The organism is Simiduia sp. 21SJ11W-1, assembly GCF_024138675.1.
Classification (GTDB): domain Bacteria; phylum Pseudomonadota; class Gammaproteobacteria; order Pseudomonadales; family Cellvibrionaceae; genus Simiduia.
The window spans coordinates 3,105,885-3,127,806 of the sequence record NZ_CP090959.1 but is presented as its reverse complement, the minus strand read 5'-3'; the positions used below and the strand labels follow the sequence as shown (position 1 = coordinate 3,127,806).

The following is a 21,922-nucleotide window of genomic DNA, read 5'->3' as shown; positions in this document are numbered from 1 at the left end:
AGGGCTTGCAAAATACGGTGCTCTGCCGAGGGTGCCAACTGGCCCGGGCGTGGGTACAATTCGCGCCTCGACTACACTTAAGCACTTTCACCTCTGCCGGAGCCACCGGCCAGGACGCCCCATGATCCGTATTACCGAACTCGCACTGCCCCTAGATCACCCGGAGCCCGCCTTGCGCGCCGCCATTGTGGCGCGCCTGGGCGTTGCCGATGCAGACCTGCAAACAATCCAGGTGTTCAAGCGCAGCTACGATGCCCGTAAGAAAAATACCGAAATCAAATTTGTTTATATAGTGGATGTGGCTGTGCGCGATGAAGCCCGCGTGCTTGCCCGCCACAGTGGCGATCAACACATAGGCCTTGCGCCCGATACACGCTACCAGCCCGTTGCCAGTGCCCCTCAAAATCTTGCCGAGCGGCCGGTGATTATCGGCTTTGGCCCCTGCGGGTTATTTGCCGCCCTCACCCTTGCGCAAATGGGGTTCAAGCCCATTGTGCTTGAGCGCGGCAAGGAAGTGCGCGCGCGCACCAAAGATACCTGGGCACTGTGGCGCAAGAAAACCCTTACGCCTGAATCCAACGTGCAGTTCGGCGAGGGCGGTGCGGGCCTGTTTTCTGATGGCAAGCTCTACAGCCAAATCAAAGACCCGAAGTTTTACGGGCGCAAGGTGATGCAGGAGTTTGTGCGCGCCGGTGCGCCAGAGGAAATCTTGTACGTCAGCAAGCCGCACATCGGCACCTTTCGGTTAACCGGTGTGGTGGCGGCCATGCGCGAAGAAATCAAGGCGCTGGGCGGTGAGGTGCGGTTTGAATCGAAAGTGACAGACCTGCTAATAGAAGACGGGCAGGTGTGCGGCGTGGGGCTTGCCGACGGGCGCAGTATTGAAAGCCGCCACGTGGTGCTGGCTCTCGGCCACAGCTCGCGCGATACCTTCCGCATGTTGCACGCCCGTGGTGTGCACATTGAAGCCAAGCCCTTTGCTATAGGGTTTCGCATAGAGCACCCGCAATCGCTGATAGATAAGGCGCGACTTGGCAAATATGCCGGCCATCCGGCGCTGGGCGCGGCCGATTACAAGCTTGTGTACCACGCCGCCAATGGCCGCGCAGTGTACAGCTTTTGCATGTGCCCCGGCGGCACAGTAGTGGCGGCCACCTCCGAGCCCGAGCGGGTGGTCACCAACGGCATGAGCCAGTATTCGCGCAACGAGCGCAACGCCAATGCCGGCATTGTGGTGGGCATCAATCCGCAAGAAGATTTCCCCGGCGGGCCGCTGGCGGGCCTGGCGCTGCAGGAGCAGCTGGAATCGCAGGCCTATGTATTGGGTGGCCACGATTACTGTGCACCGGGGCAGCTGGTGGGCGACTTCATTAAGGGGCAGCCCTCAACCGCCTGGGGCGAGGTTGAGCCCTCCTATAAACCCGGTGTGAAGCTGGGTGACTTGGCGCCCAGCTTGCCGCCTTACGCCATTGAGGCTATTCGCGAAGCGCTGCCGGCATTTGGCAAAAAAATCCGCGGCTTTGATCGCAGCGACGCGGTGCTCACCGGCGTTGAAACCCGTACCTCCTCACCCGTGCGCATTACCCGCGACCGCGACACATTGCAAAGCTTGAACACCCGGGGCCTGTACCCGGCAGGTGAAGGTGCCGGGTACGCCGGTGGCATTTTAAGCGCGGGCGTAGATGGCATTAAGGTGGCCGAGGCGGTAGCGCTTTCGATGCTGGCCGGGGCTGCCAAATGAAGTTCGAGGACGCCAAAAAGCTGCACCAGAAAAAGTACCGGCAGCAGTTTCAGCACTATTTGGTAGAGGGTGAGCATTTGGTGCTGGAGCTTGCGCGGGCGTTGGACGCAGGCGCCCAAACGTTGGCGGGCGCCCAAGTGCAGCTTTTTGTTACCGAGCGCTACGCGCACTTTGCCACGCCTTTTGCCACCACGGTCATCAGCGAGCGGCACATGGCCCAGCTTGCCGACACCAAATCGCCCCAGGGCATAGTGGCAGTGGTGCCGTTGCCTGCCGCGGCGCCAAAGGCGGCAGGCAAAAGCAAAGCCATTTATTTATGGCAGGTGCAAGACCCTGGCAACCTGGGCACCATTTTGCGCACCCTGGCTTGGTTTGGCGGTTTTCGCTGCCTGCTAAGCCCCGGCAGCGTAGACCCCTACAACCCGAAGGTGGTGCGTGCCAGCATGGGGGCGATTTTTCACGTGCCCATTACCCAAGAGGTGCCGCTTGCGGCATTGGCCCAGCAATTTGACGCCATTGGCTGCCTGGATATCGAAGGCGCCCCGCTCACCGGTGAGGCCTTTGGCGCGCAGCAGTGTTATGTGTTTGGCAACGAGGCCCAGGGCGTGCCCCGCGACGCGCTGGCGGCCATGCAGGCGCGCCCCTTCAGCATTGCAGGTTGCGGCGCTATTGAATCGCTCAACCTTGCGAGTGCCGTGAATATGAGCGTGTATGAGTTGTGCCGTTAACTACTCGGTAATTTCAGAGAAATAGTGCTTGCGGCACACAGAGACATAGCGGGTGCTGTCGCCAATTTCAATTTGCGCGCCCTCTTTTACCGGCCGGCCGTCTGGATCTACCCGCAACACCATGGTGGCTTTGCGCCCGCAGTGGCACACGGTTTTAATCTCAGAGAGCTTATCGGCCCAGGTGAGCAGGTACATGCTGCCCTCGAAGGGATTGCCCAGAAAGTCTGAGCGCAGGCCATAGCAGAGCACCGGCACATTTAATTCATCGGCAATTTTTGCCAGCTGGCGCACTTGTGCCTTGTTAAGAAACTGCACTTCATCCATCAAAATACAATCGATGGTTTTCTTGCGCAGTTGCTCGTTGATCTCCAGCCAAAAATCCGTGTTTTCATCGAACAGGTTGGCCTCGGCGGCAAGCCCGATGCGCGAGCTGATTTTGCCCGCACCAAAGCGGTCGTCGATGGCGGCAGTGTACAGGCTCACCTCCATGCCCCGCTCGCGGTAGTTGTAGGCAGATTGCAGCAGGTTGGTAGACTTGCCGGCATTCATGGTGGAGTAATAAAAATAGAGCTGGGCCATAAGTAGGTGCGATGTTTGCTGCAAAGTAAGGGCGGCTACTTTACCACAACCGGCATTAGCGGCCAGCGTTGGAGGGATAGGGCACAGGGCTTAAATCGGCGCGCTGGTACAAGGGGTGGCCGGGGGTGCCGGTGCTATTGATCTTCAGGCAATGCAGCACGCTAAAGCGCTTGCGAACTGCCGTGGCGCGGCCCATGAAATCGCCATGGTTACCCCAGGCGGCAATGACCAAATCCGATTCATTGGCGAGCTTTTTCAGCCAGCGATTATTCTGCGGGCCGATAGGGTCTGCGGCTTGCTTCATGGCGTCGGGGGCGGTGGCACGAAAGGCAAACAGGTTGGCCATCACCAGGCCGCCATAGCCCCACTGGCGGGCAAAGTTCATGCACCGGCGCAGGGTGGGGTCGTCTTGGGTTTCATCGGCGGTGGAGGGGTTCAAGCCAATGAACATCACCCTGGCAAGGCGGGTATCCCAGGTGCGCCAGAGGGCGTAGCGGTATTGGCGGCAAGGTGAAAGGTGCGCGGTGTTTTTTGGTTTGATCATAATACCTGGGGCTGTTCGGTTTTGTTGGTGGTCAGTTTTCGCTTGGCTTTACGCGCTTTCCAATGCCAGGCGCACCGCTTCGCGGGCGTGGATGGCAGTGGTGTCGTACAGGCGCATTGGGGTGTGCTGTGGGCCAACCAGCATGGCTATTTCTGTGCAGCCAAGAATGGCGGCCTCTGCACCCGCCTGTGACGCTTGTGCCAAAATCTTCAAAAATTCTTCGCGCGACTGTTCATTGATAACGCCCAAGCAAAGTTCATCGTAAATCACCTGATGAATGCGCTCGCGTGCGGGCAATTCTGGCACCCACACCTGCAGCTTGTAGTAGCTTGCAAGCCGCTCTATATAAAAGGGCTGCTCCATGGCAAAGCGGGTGCCTAAAAATGCCACGCGGCTAATGCCATCGGCCAGCACGGCGCGTGCCGTGGCATCGGCCAAGTGCACCAGCGGGATGCCGATGGCCGCTTGTACCTCATCGGCCACCTTGTGCATGGTGTTGGTACAAATGAGTACCATGTCTGCACCTGCGCGCTCCAGATTTTGCGCGCATTGCGCAAGGTGCGTGCCACAGGCCGCCCAGTTGCCATCAAACTGCCAGTCTTTAATACGCTGGAAATCCACGCTTTCCAATACCAGCCGCGCCGAGTGGTGCGCGCCAAGCCGTGCTTTTACGTCTTCGTTAATGGCACGGTAGTAGCGCTCGGTAGATTCCCAGCTCATGCCGCCGATCAATCCGATTTTTTTCATGTTGCACCTGTTGGCTGTTCAAGCACTTTTGCACTCACACGTTGGTGGCAATAGGCCAAAAATTGACGCTGCATTTTCCCGCGCGTAGATCCCAAGCTGATATAGTGCCCCAAACCATTACAAAAGGCATGGCGCAGTGTTTATACCGTCTCACTTCAAAGGCGCAGGCGATGCCATGGCGTTCATCAGCCGCCACAGTTTCGGCCAGCTAATCAGCGCCATAGACGGCAAGATTGCCTGTACCCATTTACCTTTTTTGGCGGCTGAGGGCGGCCTTTTAACCGGCCACCTGGCGCGCGCCAATCCGCAGGCGCAACTGCCCGAAGGCGCACAAATCACCTGCGTGTTTTCAGGCGCGCACGGGTACATTTCCCCCAGCTGGTATACCGAGCCCGGTGTGCCCACCTGGAATTACGAGGCGGTACACCTGCAAGGCAGGCTCCGGTGGGTGGACGACGAAGCCCAGGCCACAGAAATACTGGTTGCACTTAGCCGCCACTATGAGGCCTCTCTGCCTACCCCTTGGGAGCCTGTGTTTAACGAAAGGCTGGTTAAGGCCATTCGTGCCTTTCATGTAGAGGTGGTTGATGTGGCGTTCAAACAGAAGCTGAGTCAGAATCGCACACTTGATGATCGCCTGCGCGTGATTGAAACGCTCCGCAACCGCGGTGATATTGAGCTGGCTGAGGCCATGGCCGCACTGCTGGCTAAATAATCTATGTTCAAATAACTTTATAAAAGGTCACACCATGCGCGTTACACATGTTATCTGGCTTGCCATTTTTATTGCAGTGTTTATTTGGTCTGCCATTGCGCCCAAAGACAGATTTACCTGGTTTCTTGAGGTGCTGCCGGCACTTATCGGGTTGGCGTTGGTGGTTGGCACGCGCGCGAAATTTCCCTTAACGCCGCTGCTGTCGATTTTGATATTGGTGCATTGCGTGGTGTTAATGGTGGGTGGCCATTACACCTATGCCGAAGTGCCATTGTTCGACAGCATGAAAGGCTGGTTTGGTTTTGAGCGCAATAATTACGACAAGGTGGGCCACCTGGCTCAGGGGTTTATTCCCGCCATACTTGCCCGTGAAATACTAATGCGTAAAGCGGTGGTGAAAACCGGCGCCTGGCTCAACCTGTTTGTGGTAAGTATCTGCTTGGCCTTTAGCGCTTTTTATGAGCTGATTGAGTGGTGGGTTGCGGCGGCCACCGGTGAAAACGCCGAGGCCTTTTTAGGCACCCAAGGCTACGCCTGGGATACCCAGTCAGACATGATGTTTGCACTGATTGGTGCCATCAGCGCCTTGGTGCTACTGGCGCGACTACACGACCGTCAGCTGGCCGCCCTTAAGCGCAGATTGGCAAACGGCTAGTGCACAATGGCCCCGGAGCATTCGCCCCCACCGCGATACTACCTTGAAAATTATCAGCGTCTGATCGGCTGGGTGGCAGAGCGCTACGGCGATTTGCTAAAGCCCGCCGAAAAGGCCTACGCCTGCACATTTTCGCAATTGCCTGAAAATGCGCAGGCCTTGCTGGTGCGTATGATTACCCGCAAGGGCGCTGTGTTTCGCACTGCCAAATTACACTACGCTGAAATTGGCGATGCCGAGCAGGCACTTGCAAAGCTGCCGGATGCCTGGGTAGAGCACGACCCGCAACTCTCGCTCGATGCACTGTTTAAATTGCTCACCAAAGCCGAGCTGGCCAACTGGCTTGGTGCATTCACGGGCACCAAGGCCCAGAAGTTGTGCGAGTTACAAGCGCAACATCCGTGCGCCTTGCCCTTAAGCCAGTGGCAACAAGAATTTGGCGCAGTACCTATCTCAGACAGGCTGTTGGCCATTACCATCATGGATATAAGCGATACCTACCAATGGTTGTTTTTCGGCAATCGACATCAGTCGTTGGCGGAATTTGTGTTATCTGATTTGGGTATCATGCGCTATGAAACCGTGGCCTTTAGCGAAAATTGCAGAAGCTTCGATTCGCGCGAGGCACTTGAGTGCTATCAAACCCTGGCGGCATTGGCCGAAGGATTTGAACAAGGGGTGAGCGCCAGTGAATTGCTTGCAGGCCTTAAGCAATTGGTTCGGCCAAAGGCTTTGCACCTTGCGCGCCGCTATGATCGCCTGGCCTACAAGTGCGCCTATAAACTTGAGCAACAAGGCCTGTGGGAGGCGGCGTTAGAGGGCTACCGTTTAACGCAGTTGCCCATGGCCCGTACGCGCACTATTCGCGTGCTTGAAAAACAAGGCCAGCAAGCCCGGGCCTATGAGCTATGGCAATCGGCCCATGCCGCCCCCCTTGATGAAGCCGAGCGCCAGCAATTGCAGCGCATGCAACCCAGGCTTGCGCGCGCACTGGGCAAGGCGCCCATGGCCAAGGCTAAACCCAATTGGCCCACGCAAACCTTGATACTCCCGCCCCGTGAAATGCGTGTTGAACTGTTGGTGGCCGAGGCCATGTCAAATAACAATCAACAGGCGCTTTGGTCTGAAAATTGGCTATGGACAAGCCTGTTTGGTTTGGTGATGTGGCCTGCGCTTTATGCGCCCGTACCCGGTGCGTTTTTCCACCCGTTTCAGTCGGCCCCCAAAGACATCAACCTGCCGCGTTTTTATGAGCGCAGGCAAGCGCTTTTTGATGCTTGCCTGGATGATCTGGCGCGCCCGGATATCTGCGCCTTGCTCACCCGACGCCTGCAGGAAAAGCAGGGCATTGCATCGCACTTTGTGCATTGGCCGCGTTTTGATGAGGCCTGTTTGGCGCAGGCGCTCAAGGCCATAGGCCCCCACATTTTACGCAAGGTGTTTGAGCGCATGCTGTTTGATTTGCCCGCCAACCGCGCGGGTTTTCCCGATCTTATTGTTTATCAGCATGCGGGCTTTTCGCTGCTGGAGGTCAAGGGCCCGGGTGATAGCCTGCAGGAAAATCAAAAGCGCTGGCTGCATTTTTTTAATGGGCTGGGAGTGGACGCAAGCGTTGTGCAAGTGCAGTGGGCGAGCAATGAGTGAGCAGCATGAATACTGCGTCTCGGTGCGCGAGCTGTGTGAATTTGTGGCCAAATGCGGCGATTTGGATTTGCGTTTTACCCCGTCGCCCACCGCGCAAGAGGGCATAGCCCTACACCAGCAAGTGGCGGCCAGACGCCGGGAGACCTATGGCGAAGCCTATGTAGTTGAGTGGCCGCTGGCAGGTGAATATCAGGGTTTGCGGGTGCGCGGGCGCGCCGATGGTTGGGCGCCCGAGCAGGCGCGCCTTGAGGAGGTAAAAAGTTTTCGTGGTGCACTGTCGAAAATGCGGGAAAATCAGCGCGCCTTACACTGGGCGCAGCTGAAAATATACGGCCATCTGGCCTGTGAGTCTGAGGCGCTTGAAGAAATTACCCTGGCACTCACCTACATTGACGCCGCAGACGGCAGCGAGCATCCGTTCATTGAACACTGGCCTGCACAGGCGTTAAAAGCCTACTGGCACCAAGCCTGCGAAATTTTCGGCCAGTGGGCTAAAGCGCAGGCGGCGCACTTAAGTGCTCGCAATACTTCACTCGCCGCGCTGCAATTTCCCTACAAAGATTTTCACGGTGGCCAGCGGGTGTTGGCAGAAAATGTGTACCAGGCGGTGGTGAGCCGGCGTTGCTTGGTGGCAGAGGCGCCCACCGGCATTGGCAAAACCCTGGGCACCTTGTTTCCGGCGCTCAAAGCGGCTCCCCATTGGGACAAATTATTGTTTCTGTGTGCCAAAACCCCCGGCCGCCGGCTTGCGCTCGATGGCATTGCCCAACTCAAAACGGAAAATCTACGCAGCCTTGAACTCATCGCCAAAGAAAAGGCCTGTGAGCACCCCACCAAAGCGTGCCACGGTGAAGATTGCCCACTGGCTGCGGGCTTTTACGACAAGCTCCCGCCTGCGCGTGAAGCAGCCCTGGCCGAGCCCATGCTGGATGCCCAAACGGTGCGCCGGGTGGCCTTGGCCCATCAAGTTTGCCCTTACTACTTAAGCCAGGAGCTGTGCCGCTGGGTGGATGTGATCGTGGGCGATTACAATTATTATTTTGACCAGCGGGCCCTGTTGTATAGCCTGGCAAGCCTCAACGATTGGCGCCTTTGTGTGCTGGTGGATGAGGCGCACAATCTCATAGAGCGCGCACGGGCCATGTATTCGGCCAGCATAACCAGACGCCAGCTAAAGGCTGCGCGCAAGCAGGGTGGCGCGGTTATTGATGCTGCCATTACCAAGTTCGATAAACAGTGGGCGAGCCTGTCAAAGGCCTTGGCAATAGGTGAGCGCAAGCGCCTGCACATTGTGCCTGCGCGCTGGGTGCTGGCACTCAATAACCTGGTGTACGAATGTAACCGGCTGCAACTGGAGCTTAAGCGGCCGATGCCGGATGCCGTGCAAAGCCTGTATTTTGCAGCGCTGCAAATGGTAAAAGCGCTGGAGATTGCCGATGAAAATTTCATAGTTGATGTTGAGAAAACCGGCCGAGGGCAGGCGGCACTGAATGTGCGCAATGTGGTGCCTGCGCCTTGGCTGCAACCGCGGTTTGAGCAAGCACCCTGCGTGTTATTTTCCGCCACGTTGCGCCCGCAATCGTTTGTGCGCACTTTGTTGGGGGTGCCTGAGTCGGCTGTAGATTTGGTGGTGGCTTCGCCTTTTAGTGGTGAGCAACTGAACGTGGTGATTGAGCGATCTATCTCTACGCGCTTTAAAGATCGCAGCCAATCACTGCCGAAACTTGTGGCCTGTGTGCTCAACCAATACGCCCGCGAGCCAGGCAACTACCTGGTGTTTTTTTCAAGCTTTGCCTATTTGGAACAGGCGCAAGCGGCACTCGAAGAGGCTGCCCGCACGCGGGGCCTCAGCGTGCCATTGTGGGCCCAAACCCGTGGCATGGCAGAAGCCGAGCGGGCGGCGTTTGTTGCCGAATTTGTGCCCGGCGGTTGTGGTATTGGCCTTGCCGTGTTGGGCGGCGCCTTTGGTGAGGGTATAGATCTCACCGGTGATCGATTGGTAGGTGCGTTTATTGCCACCTTGGGCATGCCCCAATTTAACCCCGTTAACGAAGATATTCGCACCCAGTTAGATAGCCTTGTGGGCCAGGGTTACCAATACACCTATGTGTACCCGGGCCTGCAAAAAGTGGTGCAGGCGGCGGGCCGTATTATTCGCACGGTTGAAGATAGGGGGGTGTTGTACCTTTTGGATGACAGGTTTGCCAGCCCCGAAGTGCAGGCGCTATTGCCGGATTGGTGGCAGGTGTAATTTGTTTTTTGAATCGCGGCACCAAAGGTGCGAGTACACAGGTTCCGGTTCGGCTTGTGGCTAATGTTGCTCGGGCTGGCGGTAAAGCTGGCTTTGCACAGATTTAGCCTGAGTGGGTGTTTGTTGTGCCCCTTTAATTGTTTCAATGGCCGCTTGTAATTCTTGCACCAGCCGGTCGTCTACATCGCGGCTAAATGCGTAATAAAGCTCTAGAGATTTCAGCACTTTTACCACGGTGTAATCGCTCGGTGTTGCACCCGTGCGTTTAAGTACGTTAAACGCACTGGATTCGCCGTAGATCCATAGGTCTACCCGGTTGCTCTGCAGCATTTTGGCAATGCTTTCAGGCTGTACGCCTAAGGTGATAATGGTTTTTTCCAGCTGTAAGTCCCGTAGAAACAGCTCGCCCACATCATCGCGCACGGCGCCTACGCGGTATTTGTTTAAGTCTGCCAAATCGTTAAGGGTGATGTTGCGGGATTTTTTTCCAACCAGCACTATGTGATTGCTGCCTATGGGGCCTGCCCATTTAAAGAGGTTTTCGCGCTCGGGTGTGCGGGTGGTGGAAAACAGCACGCGATTTGGCCCTTCCAGCACGTTGTGAAAGGCCCGGGCCCAGGGTTGCATTAAAATATCGCGCGCGGTTATGGGGCTGCCGGCCAGCGCCGTGGCGGCAATCAACAGCTCTACTGCCTCGCCTTTTAGTACGCCTTGTTCTTCATAGTTAAACGGTGGGTAGTTTTCGGTGATGTACTCCAGCTCGTTCAAAGACCTGGCCTGCCCTTGCCGGTTTTGGCCGTGGGCCGCAAGCGAGAAAACTAGCAGCCATGCAAGTGCTATGAGTACCCATCGAGGCGCGTTCAATGGGCACAAGCTTAAAGGTGACCAAAGCGATAGCGGGAAAGTGAAAAGTGCGCGCATAGTTGGCCTCTTACTGCTTCAGCCTTCTGAAAGCAGGCTTTAAAAAACCGCCTAGTGAATACAACCTAGCGAAAACGGGCCCGCAAGTGCAGTATAGGTAAATCATCAGGGCCCTGTGCGAGGTGGTAATACTGAATGGTTATATCAAATTCCTACAGCGTGAGATCTGCTCAGCCAGAGGATGTGCCCGGCATTGCAATGCTTTTTGCAGCCTACCGGCAGTTTTACGGGTTGCCCTCTGATAACGCGCAACTGGTAGAGTTTCTACATGCGCGCATGCACGCAGGTGATGCGCATATTTTGCTTGCAGTGGAAAAATCGGTACCCGTGGCCTTTACCCAGCTGTATCCCGGTTGGTGCAGCCTGGCCCTTGCGCGCTATTTCATACTCTACGATTTGTATGTAGATCAGGCCCACCGGCGCAAGGGCTTGGGCGCACAGCTTTTAACTGCCGCCGCCCACTGGGCCCGCGGCCAGGGTGCCGATCGATTGGAACTGGCAACCGGTGTGAACAATAAGGCCGCCCAGGCTTTATACCGGCAATTGGGCTGGCAGCGTGATCACGAGTATTATTATTTCAACTTGCCCTTGGTCCGCTAGGCGTTCACCCTGGGGCAGGTGTGATCTGCGACTGGGGGCTTTGCAGAAAGGCTTGTGCAGGTAACGGCTTACTGTAGTAATAACCCTGTGCCCTGTTGATATTAAGGCGCGTGCCAAGCCTTGCCTGGTCTTCTGTTTCAACCCCTTCAAGTACCACGTTAAAATCCAGCGCCAGAATTATCTCGGTGAGCCCTTGCAAAATTTTATGCATCTTTTCAGCCGGCTCGGTGAGTAGTAGCGAGCGATCAATTTTAACGGTGCTGATTGGCAGGCTTTGCAAGTGTGAAAGTGAGGAGTAGCCCGTGCCGAAGTCATCCAGAGCGAAGTTGAAACCGTGCTTTACCAGTTCACGAATCAGGCTTTGTGTGTCATCCGAGTCGTCAATGAAGGCGGTTTCGGTTATTTCAAGCTCCACATTGCCGGGTTTTACCTGGTGCTTGGCCGCCTGCTCTAAAATGAAGGCTGGCAACTGGGTATCTATTAACTGCAAAGGGGAAAGGTTGATTGAAAGGTAACCGGTTGCTGAGCTTAACGGTGGATGGTTGGCAAATACATCTTCAATAATCCAACGGCCAATATCCATTATCAGGTGTGATTCCTGGGCAATGGGAATGAACACATCAGGCGATATCAGTTGGCCTTGGTGTTGCCAGCGAATGAGCGCTTCATAACCCAGAATACTACCGGTTTTTGGCTCAATAATGGGCTGGTAGTACATGACAAATTCATTGTTATCAAGGGCGTGTCGCAGCCCTGTCTCTATACGTACCCGTTCAACGAACTCCTCTTGCATGGCGTCTTCAAAGTAGCAGATTTGCGCTTTGCCAAGCGCCTTGGCCTTGTGCATGGCTATGTCTGCTTGCGAAAGTAGCTGGTCTACAGTGGCCTGGCGCCGGTCTTGAACGGTGATGCCAATACTGAGTGAGGCGTAAAAATCAAAGGAATCGAAGGAAAATGGGCTTTGCATTACGCGCATAATACGTAATGCGGCATGATTGGCTTCAATACTGGATTGGGCATCGTCCATAAACAGGGCAAATTCATCACCACCAATGCGCGCCAGTAGTTCACCGCCGCGCAGGCAGCTGGATATTCGGCTGCTGATGCGTTTTAGCAGTTGGTCGCCGTAGGTGTGGCCCCAGGTGTCGTTGATTTTTTTAAAGTTATCAACATCAAAGAAAAACAGTGTGACGGGGTTTTTGCGGTGGCGCTGCTGTAGCGCAAGCGATACAGACTCTTCAAATAAAAACCGGTTGGCAAGCTTGGTGAGGCTGTCGCGCTCGGCCAGCACTTTCACTTGTTCAAAGCTGGATTTCAACGCCGTTTCCAGTTCATGCCGTAAAATGGAGTTGGCAATAGCCATTTTAAGCATAATGGGGTTGATAGAGCTTTTAAGTAAAAAATCTTGCGCGCCCGCCTTAAGGCAGCGCATGGCGAGATCTTCATCTTCCATGTTTGAAATCATCACCACTGCCGTTTGCTTTCTTTGCAATCGTTTTCTGATTTCCATGATGAACTCAAGGCCTTCCACATCGGGCAGGCGGTAGTCTAGCAATATCACATCGTAGGCTTTTCCAGAGATTTTCTGGCGGGCTGTTTCTGCGCTCTCTGCGGTATCTATGCAGTAGGATTCACGCGCTTTGCGCAGTGTACGGGTGATGGATATTCTGTCTAGTTCGTCGTCATCAATAATCAGGGCGCGCATAATTACACATCCTTTTCAGGCATGCGTACGATGCGCCAGAAGCCATCCAGCATGCCAATGAGTTTCATAAATTGTTCACCGCTTTCGCCTTTCAAAAAATAGCCTGCAATGAATTTTTCGTAGGCTTTTACCATGTCTTTATCGTCGGATGAGGTGGTGAGCACAAACACAACGGTGTCTTTGTGGGTTGGATCTTGCCTGAGGGCATCCAGAAATTCGTGGCCGCTCACTCTTGGCAGGTTGAGGTCCAACAGCACAACAAAGGGTGTTGGCACACTATTACTGCGAATAAGCGTAAGTGCGGCAGCGCCGTCTTCGGCGCGCACAATGCGGTTGCTGATGCGCTGCTTTTTAAAGCTGCGCTCAATGGTCATGGCATCTACGTCGTCATCTTCAACAAGCAATAGCGTAATGTCTTTGTGCGTCATGCTATTGGATCTCCTTATTGGGTAACCTCAGGCTGACTTTCAATCCACCTTCAGGGCCTCGCCCCAAGGTAAGCTTGCCGTTAAGGCTGTCTGCGATCTTGGCAATGATTGCCAAGCCCATGCCGCTGCCTTCGGTTTTGTCTTTGGGGGCAAGGGTGGTGAAAGGCTTAATAACATTAGTGTAGTACTTCTCGTCAATACCTGGGCCGTCGTCGCTGTAGTGCAGGGTGACCCCTCTGCTGGTTTCTTCTACCGTGATATAGATATTTCCGCTATCACAGTGGTGGTGTTTTATGCTGTTGTTAACGAGATTTCTCAGCAGTGTTTCCAGGGGTACCCTTGGTGCGTGCAGTGTGGTGTCGTCGCAGTGAAGGCTAAAGGTTTGGTGGATGTCGTACATGCTGAGGATGTCTTGGGCAAAGGACTTTAAGTCTATGGTGTCATAGGCCTTATCCAGCCTGCCTGCGCGGGAATACTGCAGTAAATCGTCTAGCAGGGTCATCATTCTACGGCAGCGCGAGCGAATCAGCTGCAGGTGTTTACGGCCCTCTTCGGGCAGCAGGTGGTGGTAATCCTCGTCTAGCCAGTCGCTGATATTTTTGATGCCCACCAGGGGCGATTTTAAATCGTGGCTGGCTACATAGGCGAATTGGTCTAGTTCCTCGTTGCTTTTCGAGAGCTCCAGGATACTTTGGTTGAGTTGTTCAATTAGCGATTTCTGTTGGTCTATGCACTTGAGGCTTAAGGTGGTGAGCATAGATTTACTGTCAGGTGAAAACTCGGAAGCTCCACGGGCCTGCATCCAGGAGGTGTGGTTGTCTATGTTCAGTTTTATCTCAAGCTCCCGGGTAATACCCGGGTTGGCGCTGATGCTTTCCAGCTCAATTATGAGTTTGGTGGTATTTTCACCCAGCAGGACATTTGCCAGCGGCTGGCCTAACAGTTGCGCTTCACTTTTTTTGAACCAGTCGCACAGGGTTTGATTTGCTTTTACAACGGTGAGCTTGCCGTCCAGTACGCACAGGCCGTTGGTGCTGGCATTAAAGGCGCTGTTAATGAGCGCTTGTTGGTGCTCGAGTACTTTCAGTTGCCCCAAGGATTCCCGCAGATTGACCGATACCAGTACAAAGCTGTCTGAGCCTGGAATGTTCGCAAGATTTACCGCCAGGGGGGCACCATCACGGCTTGTGGTTTTCAGGGTTTTACTTTCTGTATCAGGTGAATATAGGTAATCCAGCAGCTCGCGTGCGGCAGTGGGTTCTATGAGGTCGCACAAGTGCTTGGCGTGCGGGTTGTTGAGTTTGTTGTTTTTGTCGGTGATGGTGCCATCAGGGGTGAGAATGGCAAACCCTTCGTTGAAGGTGTTTATCGCCTGTTTGAAGCGGGCGTAAAGTGCTGCGGCTTCGGCCTCTGCTTTTGAACGCCTGCGAATATTGCGCAGTATCACAAAAAAGCCCACCAAAGTTGTGAGGCTTATGGCAAGAATAAAGGTGTTGGTTTCTGTAAGCCGGTTGTTGCTGGCCAGGGTGTTTGGGGTGATGGTTAAGGTAAGGGGTTCTCCACCAAAAGTAAGTTGCAACTGGCCGGTAAAGGTGTTGATTGGCAGATCGGCCGCGCCCAGTAATGCAATACCCTGTGCATTTGCCAGTTGATAGCTGTAGTCGTTTGCCTGAGCAAAGGTTTGAATGGTTTCTTTCAGTGGGGTGAGGCTGATGAAACGTTGTGAACCCATGTGAAACAGCAGCGGCACGGAGGCATTTTGAGTGCTTTGGACGCGAATTGCGAAATGATTGCTTACCTCGCTGGAAGGCAGGCCGGTGAAGTTTTCATTCAGCATTAAATCCAGCCAGTTGAGCTTAAGGTAAATATGCTCTTGTAGCAGTGCCAGATCTGCCTGGGTTTTTTCTTCACGCAAGATTTCACTGTTGCGTATGGGCACTAGCTGAAACGCCAGTATCAGCATTAGCATCAACGGGGCTGCACAGGCCAGTTGCCACTCAATGGGTGCCTCGGCCTGGTAGCGAAACAGGGCCGTTAAAATAATGGCGGCCGATAAAAGCACGAAACCAATGGCAGTGTGTGCGGCCATGGCCGTCAGGCTGCCCCAACCGTAAGCAGGCGTTAAGTTTGATAAATAGCCCATCAGCGCGAGCAGGCTCAGCCAAAGGGTGAGCGAGGCGAGTGCCGTGATTAGAAGGTGCTGGTAGCGGTGCTCAGGGCGTAACCAGCCGGTGGCACCAATCATGATAAATGCCAAGGCGGTATTGGGTGCCATGCGCCCCGGATGCGAGGTTTGTGTATCCACAAACGGGGTGATGAATAGCTGGTCTATGCCAAAGTCTGCGCCCGTTAGGTATTGCACCAAGGTCAGTAGTGGTAGGGCAATGAGTGCTGTGGCAAGTATACGGGCAGTGCGTGTGCGTGCGGCCCAATCTGCAAGCAGCATGCAAGCCGTAAGCAGCATGCACAGCGCCGTGTTGTACTGCATGGGCGCCCAGTTGGGGCTAAGTTGCACAATAGTGGGCGAGGCCGTGTGCCAGCCAATAATGACGATCACCCCAAGCAACCCGACGAAGGCCACAAGCAGCCGGGGTAATCGGTGTGCGTGATCCATTCGCTCCATAAGCTATCGCTGCAGGTGATTTAGGTATGCAGTGTAGCTTATGGGTTTGTGGCGTGTAGTGCGTGGTTAGTGAATAGTTCACAGTTAACAGCAAACAGCAAACAGCAAACGGCAAACGGCAAATAGCAAACGGCTGGCAAGGCCGTCAGGGTGCTGAGTGTGCGCTTAGGTCAGGTTCACCACTTGAATTTCGCCCAGGTGCTTATCGCGCACGCGCTTGACTATCAGGCTGTAAACCAGTGCCAGCACCGCCGTTGATGCTACAAACCAGAGGCTTGCATAAATGGGGCGCTCAAGCAGGTGGCTGAGTTGCCACAGGTTTGAGGCAATCCAGTAAGACAGCATTAAACTCCAGATCAACGAAAAGCGCAGCCAGCCAGAGCCCGCCTCCCGTTGCATGGCACCCAAGGTGGCCACGCAAGGCGCGTACAGCAGCACGAAAGCCAAAAAGCAAAATGCAGCCCACGCCGACGGGAAGAGGTTGGCAATGGGGCTGTTGGCAATCAGGCTTAAATCCGCATTCGGGTCTGCTTCTGCCTCAATACCTACCAGCGCCTTGGCGTTGTCGGCCACGCTCCCAAAGGCCTCGCCCAAATCGCCCATGAAATCCGGCATGTCGGTGTTGGCCAAGGCTGCATCTTCGCCTTCGTGGGTGTAGAGGGTTTGAATGGTGCCCACCATCACTTCCTTGGCAAACAGACCAGAGAAAAGCCCAAGGGTGGCTTGCCAGTTGTCTTCGCCAATGCCAATGGGCGTAAGCATGGGAGTGAGTTTTTTACCTATCCAGGCCAGGGCGGAATCGGGGCTGCCCGGGGCGCCCCAGCTGCCGTCTGTTTTTACCGCACCCAGGCACGAAAGCACTATCACCACCAGCATAATGCGCTTGCCTGCGCGCATCATGAAGCTGTGCAGCCGGTGGCCCGCTTGGGTGAATACGTTGCGCCACACGGGCCGCCGGTAAGACGGCATCTCCAGAATGGAGGGCTCGTGGTAGCGCCCGAACAGGGTTTTACGCAGCAGCCAGGCCGAGCCCACCGCCACAATAATGCCAAGCAAATACAGGCAGAAAATGGCCAGGCCCGCCTGCTCCGGGAAAAAGGCACTGCCCACAAACACATACACAGACAGGCGCGCACTGCACGACATAAAAGGCGCAATAAAAATAGTGGTGAGCCGTGCGGAGATAGAGTTCAAAGAGCGTGCGGCCATCACCGAGGGTACGTTACAGCCAAAGCCCACAATCAGCGGAATAAACGCCTGGCCCGGCAGGCCGATGCGGCTCATTACGCCATCTATCACAAAGGCTGCGCGCGCCAGATAGCCGGAATCTTCCAGCCAGCACATGCACAGATAAAGCGCGCCAATAACGGGGATGAAGGTGGCAATCAGTTGAATACCTGCGCCAATGCCGTCGGCCACAAAGGCGATCAGCCAGTCGGGTGCGCCGGCTATAGAGAGCACCCAGCGCAGGCCTTCCACCACCCAGCTGCCAAGCCAGATGTCGAAGAAATCAATGAATATGGCACCAAACTGCACAGACACCATAAACAGCAAATACATCACCAGTAAAAAGCTGGGGATGGCGAGTGCCGGGTGTAGCAGCCAGCGGTCGATGCGTTCGGTAAGGGTGGGCTGGCCGGTAAAGGTGGTGGCGCGATCAATGGCTGCCAAAAGGCCGTCGTGCGACAGTGGCTCATGGGGCAGGGGGTTGCAGCTGCAATCAACCGCACCGCTTTCTGCATCGCCGGCGGCGGGGGCCGGTTGGGATTGAAGGGCAAAGCCCAGCGCCTGGGTTAGCGCCCCAAGGCCCGTGCCTTTGGCGGCAGAAATTTCAATCAAGCGCCCGCCCAGCAGGGCCTTTAGCTCGGTGAGCTCAAGCTCCAGGCCGTGATCTGCCAGGGCGTCCATCATGTTCAGGGCAATCACCACCGGGCGGCCTGTGGCCATCACCTGCGGGATCAGCTCTGCCTGGCGGCGCAGCTGGGTGGCATCGAGCACCAGCAAAATGGCATCGGGCTTGGCGTTGTGCAGGTAGTCGTTGGTGATTTTTGCATCAATGCTCAGGGGGCAATCGGTGAGCATGTGCACCCCGGGCAGGTCTATCAGCTCGCAGGCTTCGCCGCCGAGGGTGAGGGTGCCGATTTTTTGTTCAACCGTGACGCCCGCCCAGTTGCCGGTGCGTTGGTTGGATTTGGTCAATACGTTAAAGAGGGTGGTTTTGCCGCAATTGGGGCTGCCCACCAGAGCAATTTGTTTCACAGATTGGCCTATAAAGGATTAAACGGTGACTTCGATGGCCGCTGCGTCTTCCTGGCGAATGGCGTAGAGCGCGCCTTGGACTTTGGCTTGCATAGGGCCGCGGCCCACGGCACGATGCAGCACCTCGATGGGTGCGCCCGGGGCGATACCCAGCTGGGCACAGTGGCTATGCAGCACGGAACTGTCGCTATGAATGGCAACAACGCGGGCTGATTGGCGGAGATTGAGTTGATCAAGAGTCACAAAACTATCCTGTGCAGCTGGGTGGGCGTTGTCATCTGTTAAGTGCCGTGGCACCTTAAGCAAGATGAGAACTATTATCTTTCGTAATTATGTTCTTCTCCTCGTCTAACATCAAGGCTTGTTCGTCGCCCCTATTACGCTGCCGCTGAGGAGTATCCAGCTTGAGCACACCCCGTTTGATGATTGTAATAGCCGCCATGGTGGCGCTGTCGCCCTTGGCTATGGACAGCTACCTGCCCGCCATTCCGCTGCTGGCGGCGCACCTAGGGGTGAGTGCCGGCGCGGTGAGCTGGACGGTGAGTAACTTCCTGTTGGGGCTGGCGGCGGGCCAGCTGCTGGGGGGCGCTGTGTCTGACCAAAAGGGGCGCCGGCCGGTGGCACTGTTTGGCCTGGTGGTGTTTACCCTAAGCTCGCTGCTCTTGGTGTGGTCAGACACATTGCTCTGGGCCAATAGTTGGCGCCTACTTCAAGGGTTTGGCGGCGGCCTGATTATGGTGGCCGCCACCGCCATTGTGAAAGATGTCACCCCGCCTCAGGCGCTGGCCGCGCAAATTGCGCAAATTGTGTTTGTGGTAATGCTCACGCCCATTCTTGCGCCTTTAGTGGGGTCTGCCATGTTACCCCTGGGTTGGCAGAGCATATTTTGGTTGAGCTTTGCCGCCGCTGTAGTGATGTTGGTAGTGGTATTTATTTGGGTGCGTGAAACCAATCAGCACATCAGTGGCAAACTTTCGTTAGCGGCGGGTTTTAGCCAGTATGCCTACATCTGGACCTTCACCAAGCACGGCATGCACCTGGCGCGTTTGCAAGCGCTTACTATCAGTTGTAGTGGGCTGTTGGGGCTGGTGTTTGTGACGGTATCCAGCCCTTTGTTGATGGAAAGCTACGCGCTGAGTGCGGCGCAGTTTCCCTTTGCCTTTGGGGCCTTTGCGGTGTCTATTTTGTTGGGCAACCGGCTGGGCAAGTGGTTGGTGGGGCGTTTTGCCCCAAGCCATATATTCCGCACGGGCCTTAAGATCCAGTGGGCATCGCTGGTGCCTATGTGCCTTGTGAGCGTGTTTATGCAGCCACCCCTGGCGCTCACGCTCGCCACTATCATGGTGGCCATCGGCACGGCGGCGGCCATTGGGCCCTCGGGTTCGGCCATGTTTTTAAACGTGCTGGATAAGTACTTTGGCAGTGCCACGGCCTTTGAAACCACCGTGCGCTTTAGCGCCGGCGGGCTTTTGGGCAGTTTGGCCACGGTACTGCCCATGGCGTTGCCCCAGGCCATGGCGTTGATTATGTTGGCGAGTGTGTCGCTTGCGCTGGTGTTGGCCCGTAAAACCCGCCCGGCTTGGGAGGCGGGCAGTTAAGCAAAGGCCGCACCTGCACGGCACCTTGCAGCTAGCGCTGCAGTTTGGCTGCTTGTGCCTATACTTGTTGGGTGAGTTGACATTTATTGGCACAAGGTTCTCATTAATATGAAGAGCGCACCCTTTCACCCGTTAGAATCTGACCGCCTGGCGCTATTAGAGCAATACCAGATTATGGATTCAGAGGCCGAAGCCGCCTTTGATGACCTCACCGAAATTGCCAGCGCCATCTGCGGCACGCCCATCTCGCTTATTAGCCTGGTGGATGAAAATCGCCAGTGGTTTAAATCCAAGGTGGGGCTGGATGCCGATGAAACCCCGCGCTCCATTGCGTTTTGCTCGCACGCCATCTTGCAAGATGAAGTGTTTGAGGTGCCCAACGCCACAGAAGATGAACGCTTTGCCGATAACCCCCTGGTAGAAAGCGCCCCCGATATCCGCTTTTACGCAGGCGCACCGCTCATTACCGAACAGGGCCTGCCGTTGGGTACCCTGTGCGTGATAGACCAGCAGCCCAAACACTTAACCGATGTTCAGCGCCAGGCACTGAAAACTTTGGCCAAACAGGTAGTAACCCAGCTGGAGCTGCGCCTGCACAACCGCCGGTTGATCAAGCTCAATAAAAACCGGGAAAAGATGTTTGCCGTGATTGCCCACGACTTGCGTGCACCTTTCAACAGCATTTTGGGTTTTTCACGCAGGCTCAGCTCCAAGGCAGATGCCGCAAAGCCCGAGCGGGTGGTGGAGATGTCCAACTCTATTTTGAATGCAGCAACCAATGTGTATCAGCTGCTCGATGAATTGCTCCAGTGGTCGCAGCAGCGCATGGGCGCTTACAGCCTGCAGCTGCAGAACCTGCCCCTGAGCGAGCTTGTGAATGCCGACTTGCAGCTGCTGGGCGATGCGCTGCCGCTCAAATCGCTCACCTTAACGCAAGAGGTTCCGCCAGAGCTTGAAGTGCGGGCCGATTCAACCCTTACCAATACCGTGCTGCGCAACCTGTTGGCCAATGCCATTAAATACTCGCCTAAAGGCGGTGAGATCACCTTACATGCTGAGCATTTGGGGGGTGAAGTGGTGGTGAGCGTGACAGACCAGGGCCCGGGCATAGATGCCGAGCTTGCCGGCAAGCTTTTTACCGGGCCTGTGGAAAGCCAGCTAGGCAGCTATGGTGAGCATGGCCATGGTATTGGCTTGGGCCTTTGTTATGATTTTGTGCGAATGCAGCACGGGCGCATTTGGTTGGATAGGGATTACACCGCCGGCACCCGCATTTGTTTTACGCTGCCTCCGGCCGAGTAATCCAGTGAGCGCTGAATGGGCCTATTGCCTGGCCCCTGTGTAATTGTTTTGCGCAGGGCGCGGCGTTATGATGCGCCACAGGAAACACGCCCAGGCAGGGACATGCACACACCTCGCTCGTTTATAAACGCCAAGTTCATTGGTGGCCACATTCTCTTTTCTGGCGCTCGCAGCTATGCCCCAACCGGCGAGCGTCTGCTGGCCGCCCGTGCGGCGGGGGAATGAGTCGCCATGGATGACGCCACCGCCAGCGTAAAAGCCTTATTGGCGCGCGCCCATAGGCCCGCGCACCTGTCGCAAAAAACCCTGGATGAACACTTCGAGCTTTTTTGTTTGGTGATGGAGCGCGGCTTTGCGATACACACGGGCAGCTCACACCGTTTGGTAGTAGAGTACCGCTTGTCTGATACTGGCAATAGCCGCCAGTTGCCCCGCATTCAGCCCAAGGCCGGCACCCACTTTAAACTGCCCGAAAGCTGGTTGATGCCTAGCGATCATTTTCTGTATTACGACCCTTCAGACGATACCGACTTTCCGCAGTTAGCCACCTTTGACACCAGCCATAATGAATTCATTCAGGCCGACTGGGAAGATTTGGTAGATCTCAATAAACTGCACAGCAAGCAAGTGCTGCCACTGGCAAAGCTTAAAAGCCTGCGCGGGCTGCACTATGTGAAAGACATCGCCTGCCTGCAATTGTTCGAGCTGAATTTTGATCGTTTGTTTGAGCGCGATGTGATGTTGGCGGAGCAGCTGAGAAATTTACTGGCCGATAAAATGGCGCGCCATGTAGAGGCCTCGCGCCACTGGCTAAAAGCATCCCGCAGCGAACAGATTGCCCTTAAGTACTTGGCCCGCAAAAAAACTTAGGTGCAGGCACCT

At 55.5% G+C, this 21,922-nt stretch carries 20 protein-coding genes; 11 read left to right on the top strand and 9 right to left on the bottom strand.

What is annotated here, in order from left to right:
* The first annotated feature begins 121 nt into the window (after positions 1-121).
* Both L1F30_RS13650 and L1F30_RS13645 read left to right on the top strand, forming a co-directional pair.
* Positions 122-1,741: an NAD(P)/FAD-dependent oxidoreductase gene (locus L1F30_RS13650; RefSeq protein ID WP_253356801.1), complete on the top strand. Its 1,620-nt coding sequence runs from the start codon at positions 122-124 to the stop codon at positions 1,739-1,741.
* Positions 1,738-2,469 (top strand): RNA methyltransferase, encoded by a 732-nt coding sequence (locus tag L1F30_RS13645; protein WP_253356799.1) that lies wholly within the window; start codon positions 1,738-1,740, stop codon positions 2,467-2,469. Before L1F30_RS13650 ends, L1F30_RS13645 begins: the two co-directional genes overlap by 4 nt.
* Here the strand turns inward: L1F30_RS13645 and L1F30_RS13640 are convergent, their stop codons facing one another.
* From L1F30_RS13640 to L1F30_RS13630, 3 genes are read right to left on the bottom strand one after another with little or no spacing between them, the layout of a single operon-like run.
* The gene (locus L1F30_RS13640) at positions 2,470-3,048 is read right to left on the bottom strand and encodes a thymidine kinase (protein WP_253356797.1); all 579 of its coding nucleotides are present in this window, start codon (positions 3,046-3,048) and stop codon (positions 2,470-2,472) included. It lies immediately after the preceding gene.
* Between the two features lie 55 nt (positions 3,049-3,103).
* Positions 3,104-3,592, bottom strand: coding sequence for a DUF1643 domain-containing protein (locus L1F30_RS13635; protein ID WP_253356795.1), 489 nt, complete (start codon positions 3,590-3,592; stop codon positions 3,104-3,106).
* 48 nt (positions 3,593-3,640) lie between these two features.
* The gene (locus L1F30_RS13630; protein WP_253356793.1) at positions 3,641-4,339 is read right to left on the bottom strand and encodes an aspartate/glutamate racemase family protein; all 699 of its coding nucleotides are present in this window, start codon (positions 4,337-4,339) and stop codon (positions 3,641-3,643) included.
* A gap of 136 nt (positions 4,340-4,475) precedes the next feature.
* On the opposite strand from L1F30_RS13630, the gene L1F30_RS13625 reads away from it, so the two are divergent.
* From L1F30_RS13625 to L1F30_RS13610, 4 genes are read left to right on the top strand one after another with little or no spacing between them, the layout of a single operon-like run.
* Positions 4,476-5,054 carry an FMN-binding negative transcriptional regulator gene (locus L1F30_RS13625; protein ID WP_253356791.1) on the top strand — a complete coding sequence of 193 codons (579 nt, stop codon included), beginning with the start codon at positions 4,476-4,478 and terminating at the stop codon, positions 5,052-5,054.
* A gap of 34 nt (positions 5,055-5,088) precedes the next feature.
* Positions 5,089-5,709, top strand: a complete 621-nt coding sequence (locus L1F30_RS13620) for a DUF2238 domain-containing protein (protein WP_253356789.1) — start codon at positions 5,089-5,091, stop codon at positions 5,707-5,709.
* Between the two features lie 6 nt (positions 5,710-5,715).
* Positions 5,716-7,353, top strand: coding sequence for a VRR-NUC domain-containing protein (locus L1F30_RS13615; protein ID WP_253356787.1), 1,638 nt, complete (start codon positions 5,716-5,718; stop codon positions 7,351-7,353).
* Positions 7,346-9,604: an ATP-dependent DNA helicase gene (locus L1F30_RS13610; RefSeq protein WP_253356785.1), complete on the top strand. Its 2,259-nt coding sequence runs from the start codon at positions 7,346-7,348 to the stop codon at positions 9,602-9,604. The genes L1F30_RS13615 and L1F30_RS13610 overlap by 8 nt, the downstream gene beginning before the upstream one ends.
* Before the next feature lie 60 nt (positions 9,605-9,664).
* On the opposite strand, the gene L1F30_RS13605 is transcribed toward L1F30_RS13610, so the two are convergent.
* A complete protein-coding gene (locus L1F30_RS13605) occupies positions 9,665-10,372 on the bottom strand; it encodes an ABC transporter substrate-binding protein (protein ID WP_253356780.1) in 708 nt (235 codons plus the stop codon).
* A 288-nt stretch (positions 10,373-10,660) separates the two neighbouring features.
* Between L1F30_RS13605 and L1F30_RS13600 the strand changes: the two genes are divergently transcribed.
* On the top strand, positions 10,661-11,125 hold the full coding sequence (locus L1F30_RS13600) for a GNAT family N-acetyltransferase (RefSeq protein ID WP_253356779.1): 465 nt from the start codon (positions 10,661-10,663) through the stop codon (positions 11,123-11,125).
* A 4-nt stretch (positions 11,126-11,129) separates the two neighbouring features.
* On the opposite strand, the gene L1F30_RS13595 is transcribed toward L1F30_RS13600, so the two are convergent.
* From L1F30_RS13595 to L1F30_RS13575, 5 genes are all read right to left on the bottom strand, one after another.
* Complete coding sequence (locus tag L1F30_RS13595; protein ID WP_253356778.1) at positions 11,130-12,830, bottom strand: bifunctional diguanylate cyclase/phosphodiesterase; 1,701 nt, start codon at positions 12,828-12,830, stop codon at positions 11,130-11,132.
* A 2-nt stretch (positions 12,831-12,832) separates the two neighbouring features.
* Positions 12,833-13,258 carry a response regulator gene (locus L1F30_RS13590; RefSeq protein WP_253356777.1) on the bottom strand — a complete coding sequence of 142 codons (426 nt, stop codon included), beginning with the start codon at positions 13,256-13,258 and terminating at the stop codon, positions 12,833-12,835.
* A 1-nt stretch (position 13,259) separates the two neighbouring features.
* On the bottom strand, positions 13,260-15,872 hold the full coding sequence (locus L1F30_RS13585; RefSeq protein ID WP_253356776.1) for an ATP-binding protein: 2,613 nt from the start codon (positions 15,870-15,872) through the stop codon (positions 13,260-13,262).
* A 174-nt stretch (positions 15,873-16,046) separates the two neighbouring features.
* Positions 16,047-18,140: a ferrous iron transport protein B gene (gene feoB / locus L1F30_RS13580; RefSeq protein WP_253356775.1), complete on the bottom strand. Its 2,094-nt coding sequence runs from the start codon at positions 18,138-18,140 to the stop codon at positions 16,047-16,049.
* Between the two features lie 18 nt (positions 18,141-18,158).
* On the bottom strand, positions 18,159-18,383 hold the full coding sequence (locus L1F30_RS13575; protein ID WP_253356774.1) for a FeoA family protein: 225 nt from the start codon (positions 18,381-18,383) through the stop codon (positions 18,159-18,161).
* Between the two features lie 161 nt (positions 18,384-18,544).
* Between L1F30_RS13575 and L1F30_RS13570 the strand changes: the two genes are divergently transcribed.
* From L1F30_RS13570 to L1F30_RS13560, 4 genes are all read left to right on the top strand, one after another.
* Positions 18,545-19,738, top strand: coding sequence for an MFS transporter (locus L1F30_RS13570; protein ID WP_253356773.1), 1,194 nt, complete (start codon positions 18,545-18,547; stop codon positions 19,736-19,738).
* A gap of 108 nt (positions 19,739-19,846) precedes the next feature.
* On the top strand, positions 19,847-21,040 hold the full coding sequence (locus L1F30_RS13565) for a GAF domain-containing sensor histidine kinase (protein WP_253356772.1): 1,194 nt from the start codon (positions 19,847-19,849) through the stop codon (positions 21,038-21,040).
* 102 nt (positions 21,041-21,142) lie between these two features.
* Positions 21,143-21,265, top strand: a complete 123-nt coding sequence (locus L1F30_RS17540; protein WP_256475979.1) for a hypothetical protein — start codon at positions 21,143-21,145, stop codon at positions 21,263-21,265.
* A gap of 6 nt (positions 21,266-21,271) precedes the next feature.
* The gene (locus L1F30_RS13560; RefSeq protein ID WP_253356771.1) at positions 21,272-21,910 is read left to right on the top strand and encodes a hypothetical protein; all 639 of its coding nucleotides are present in this window, start codon (positions 21,272-21,274) and stop codon (positions 21,908-21,910) included.
* Positions 21,911-21,922 lie beyond the last annotated feature (12 nt).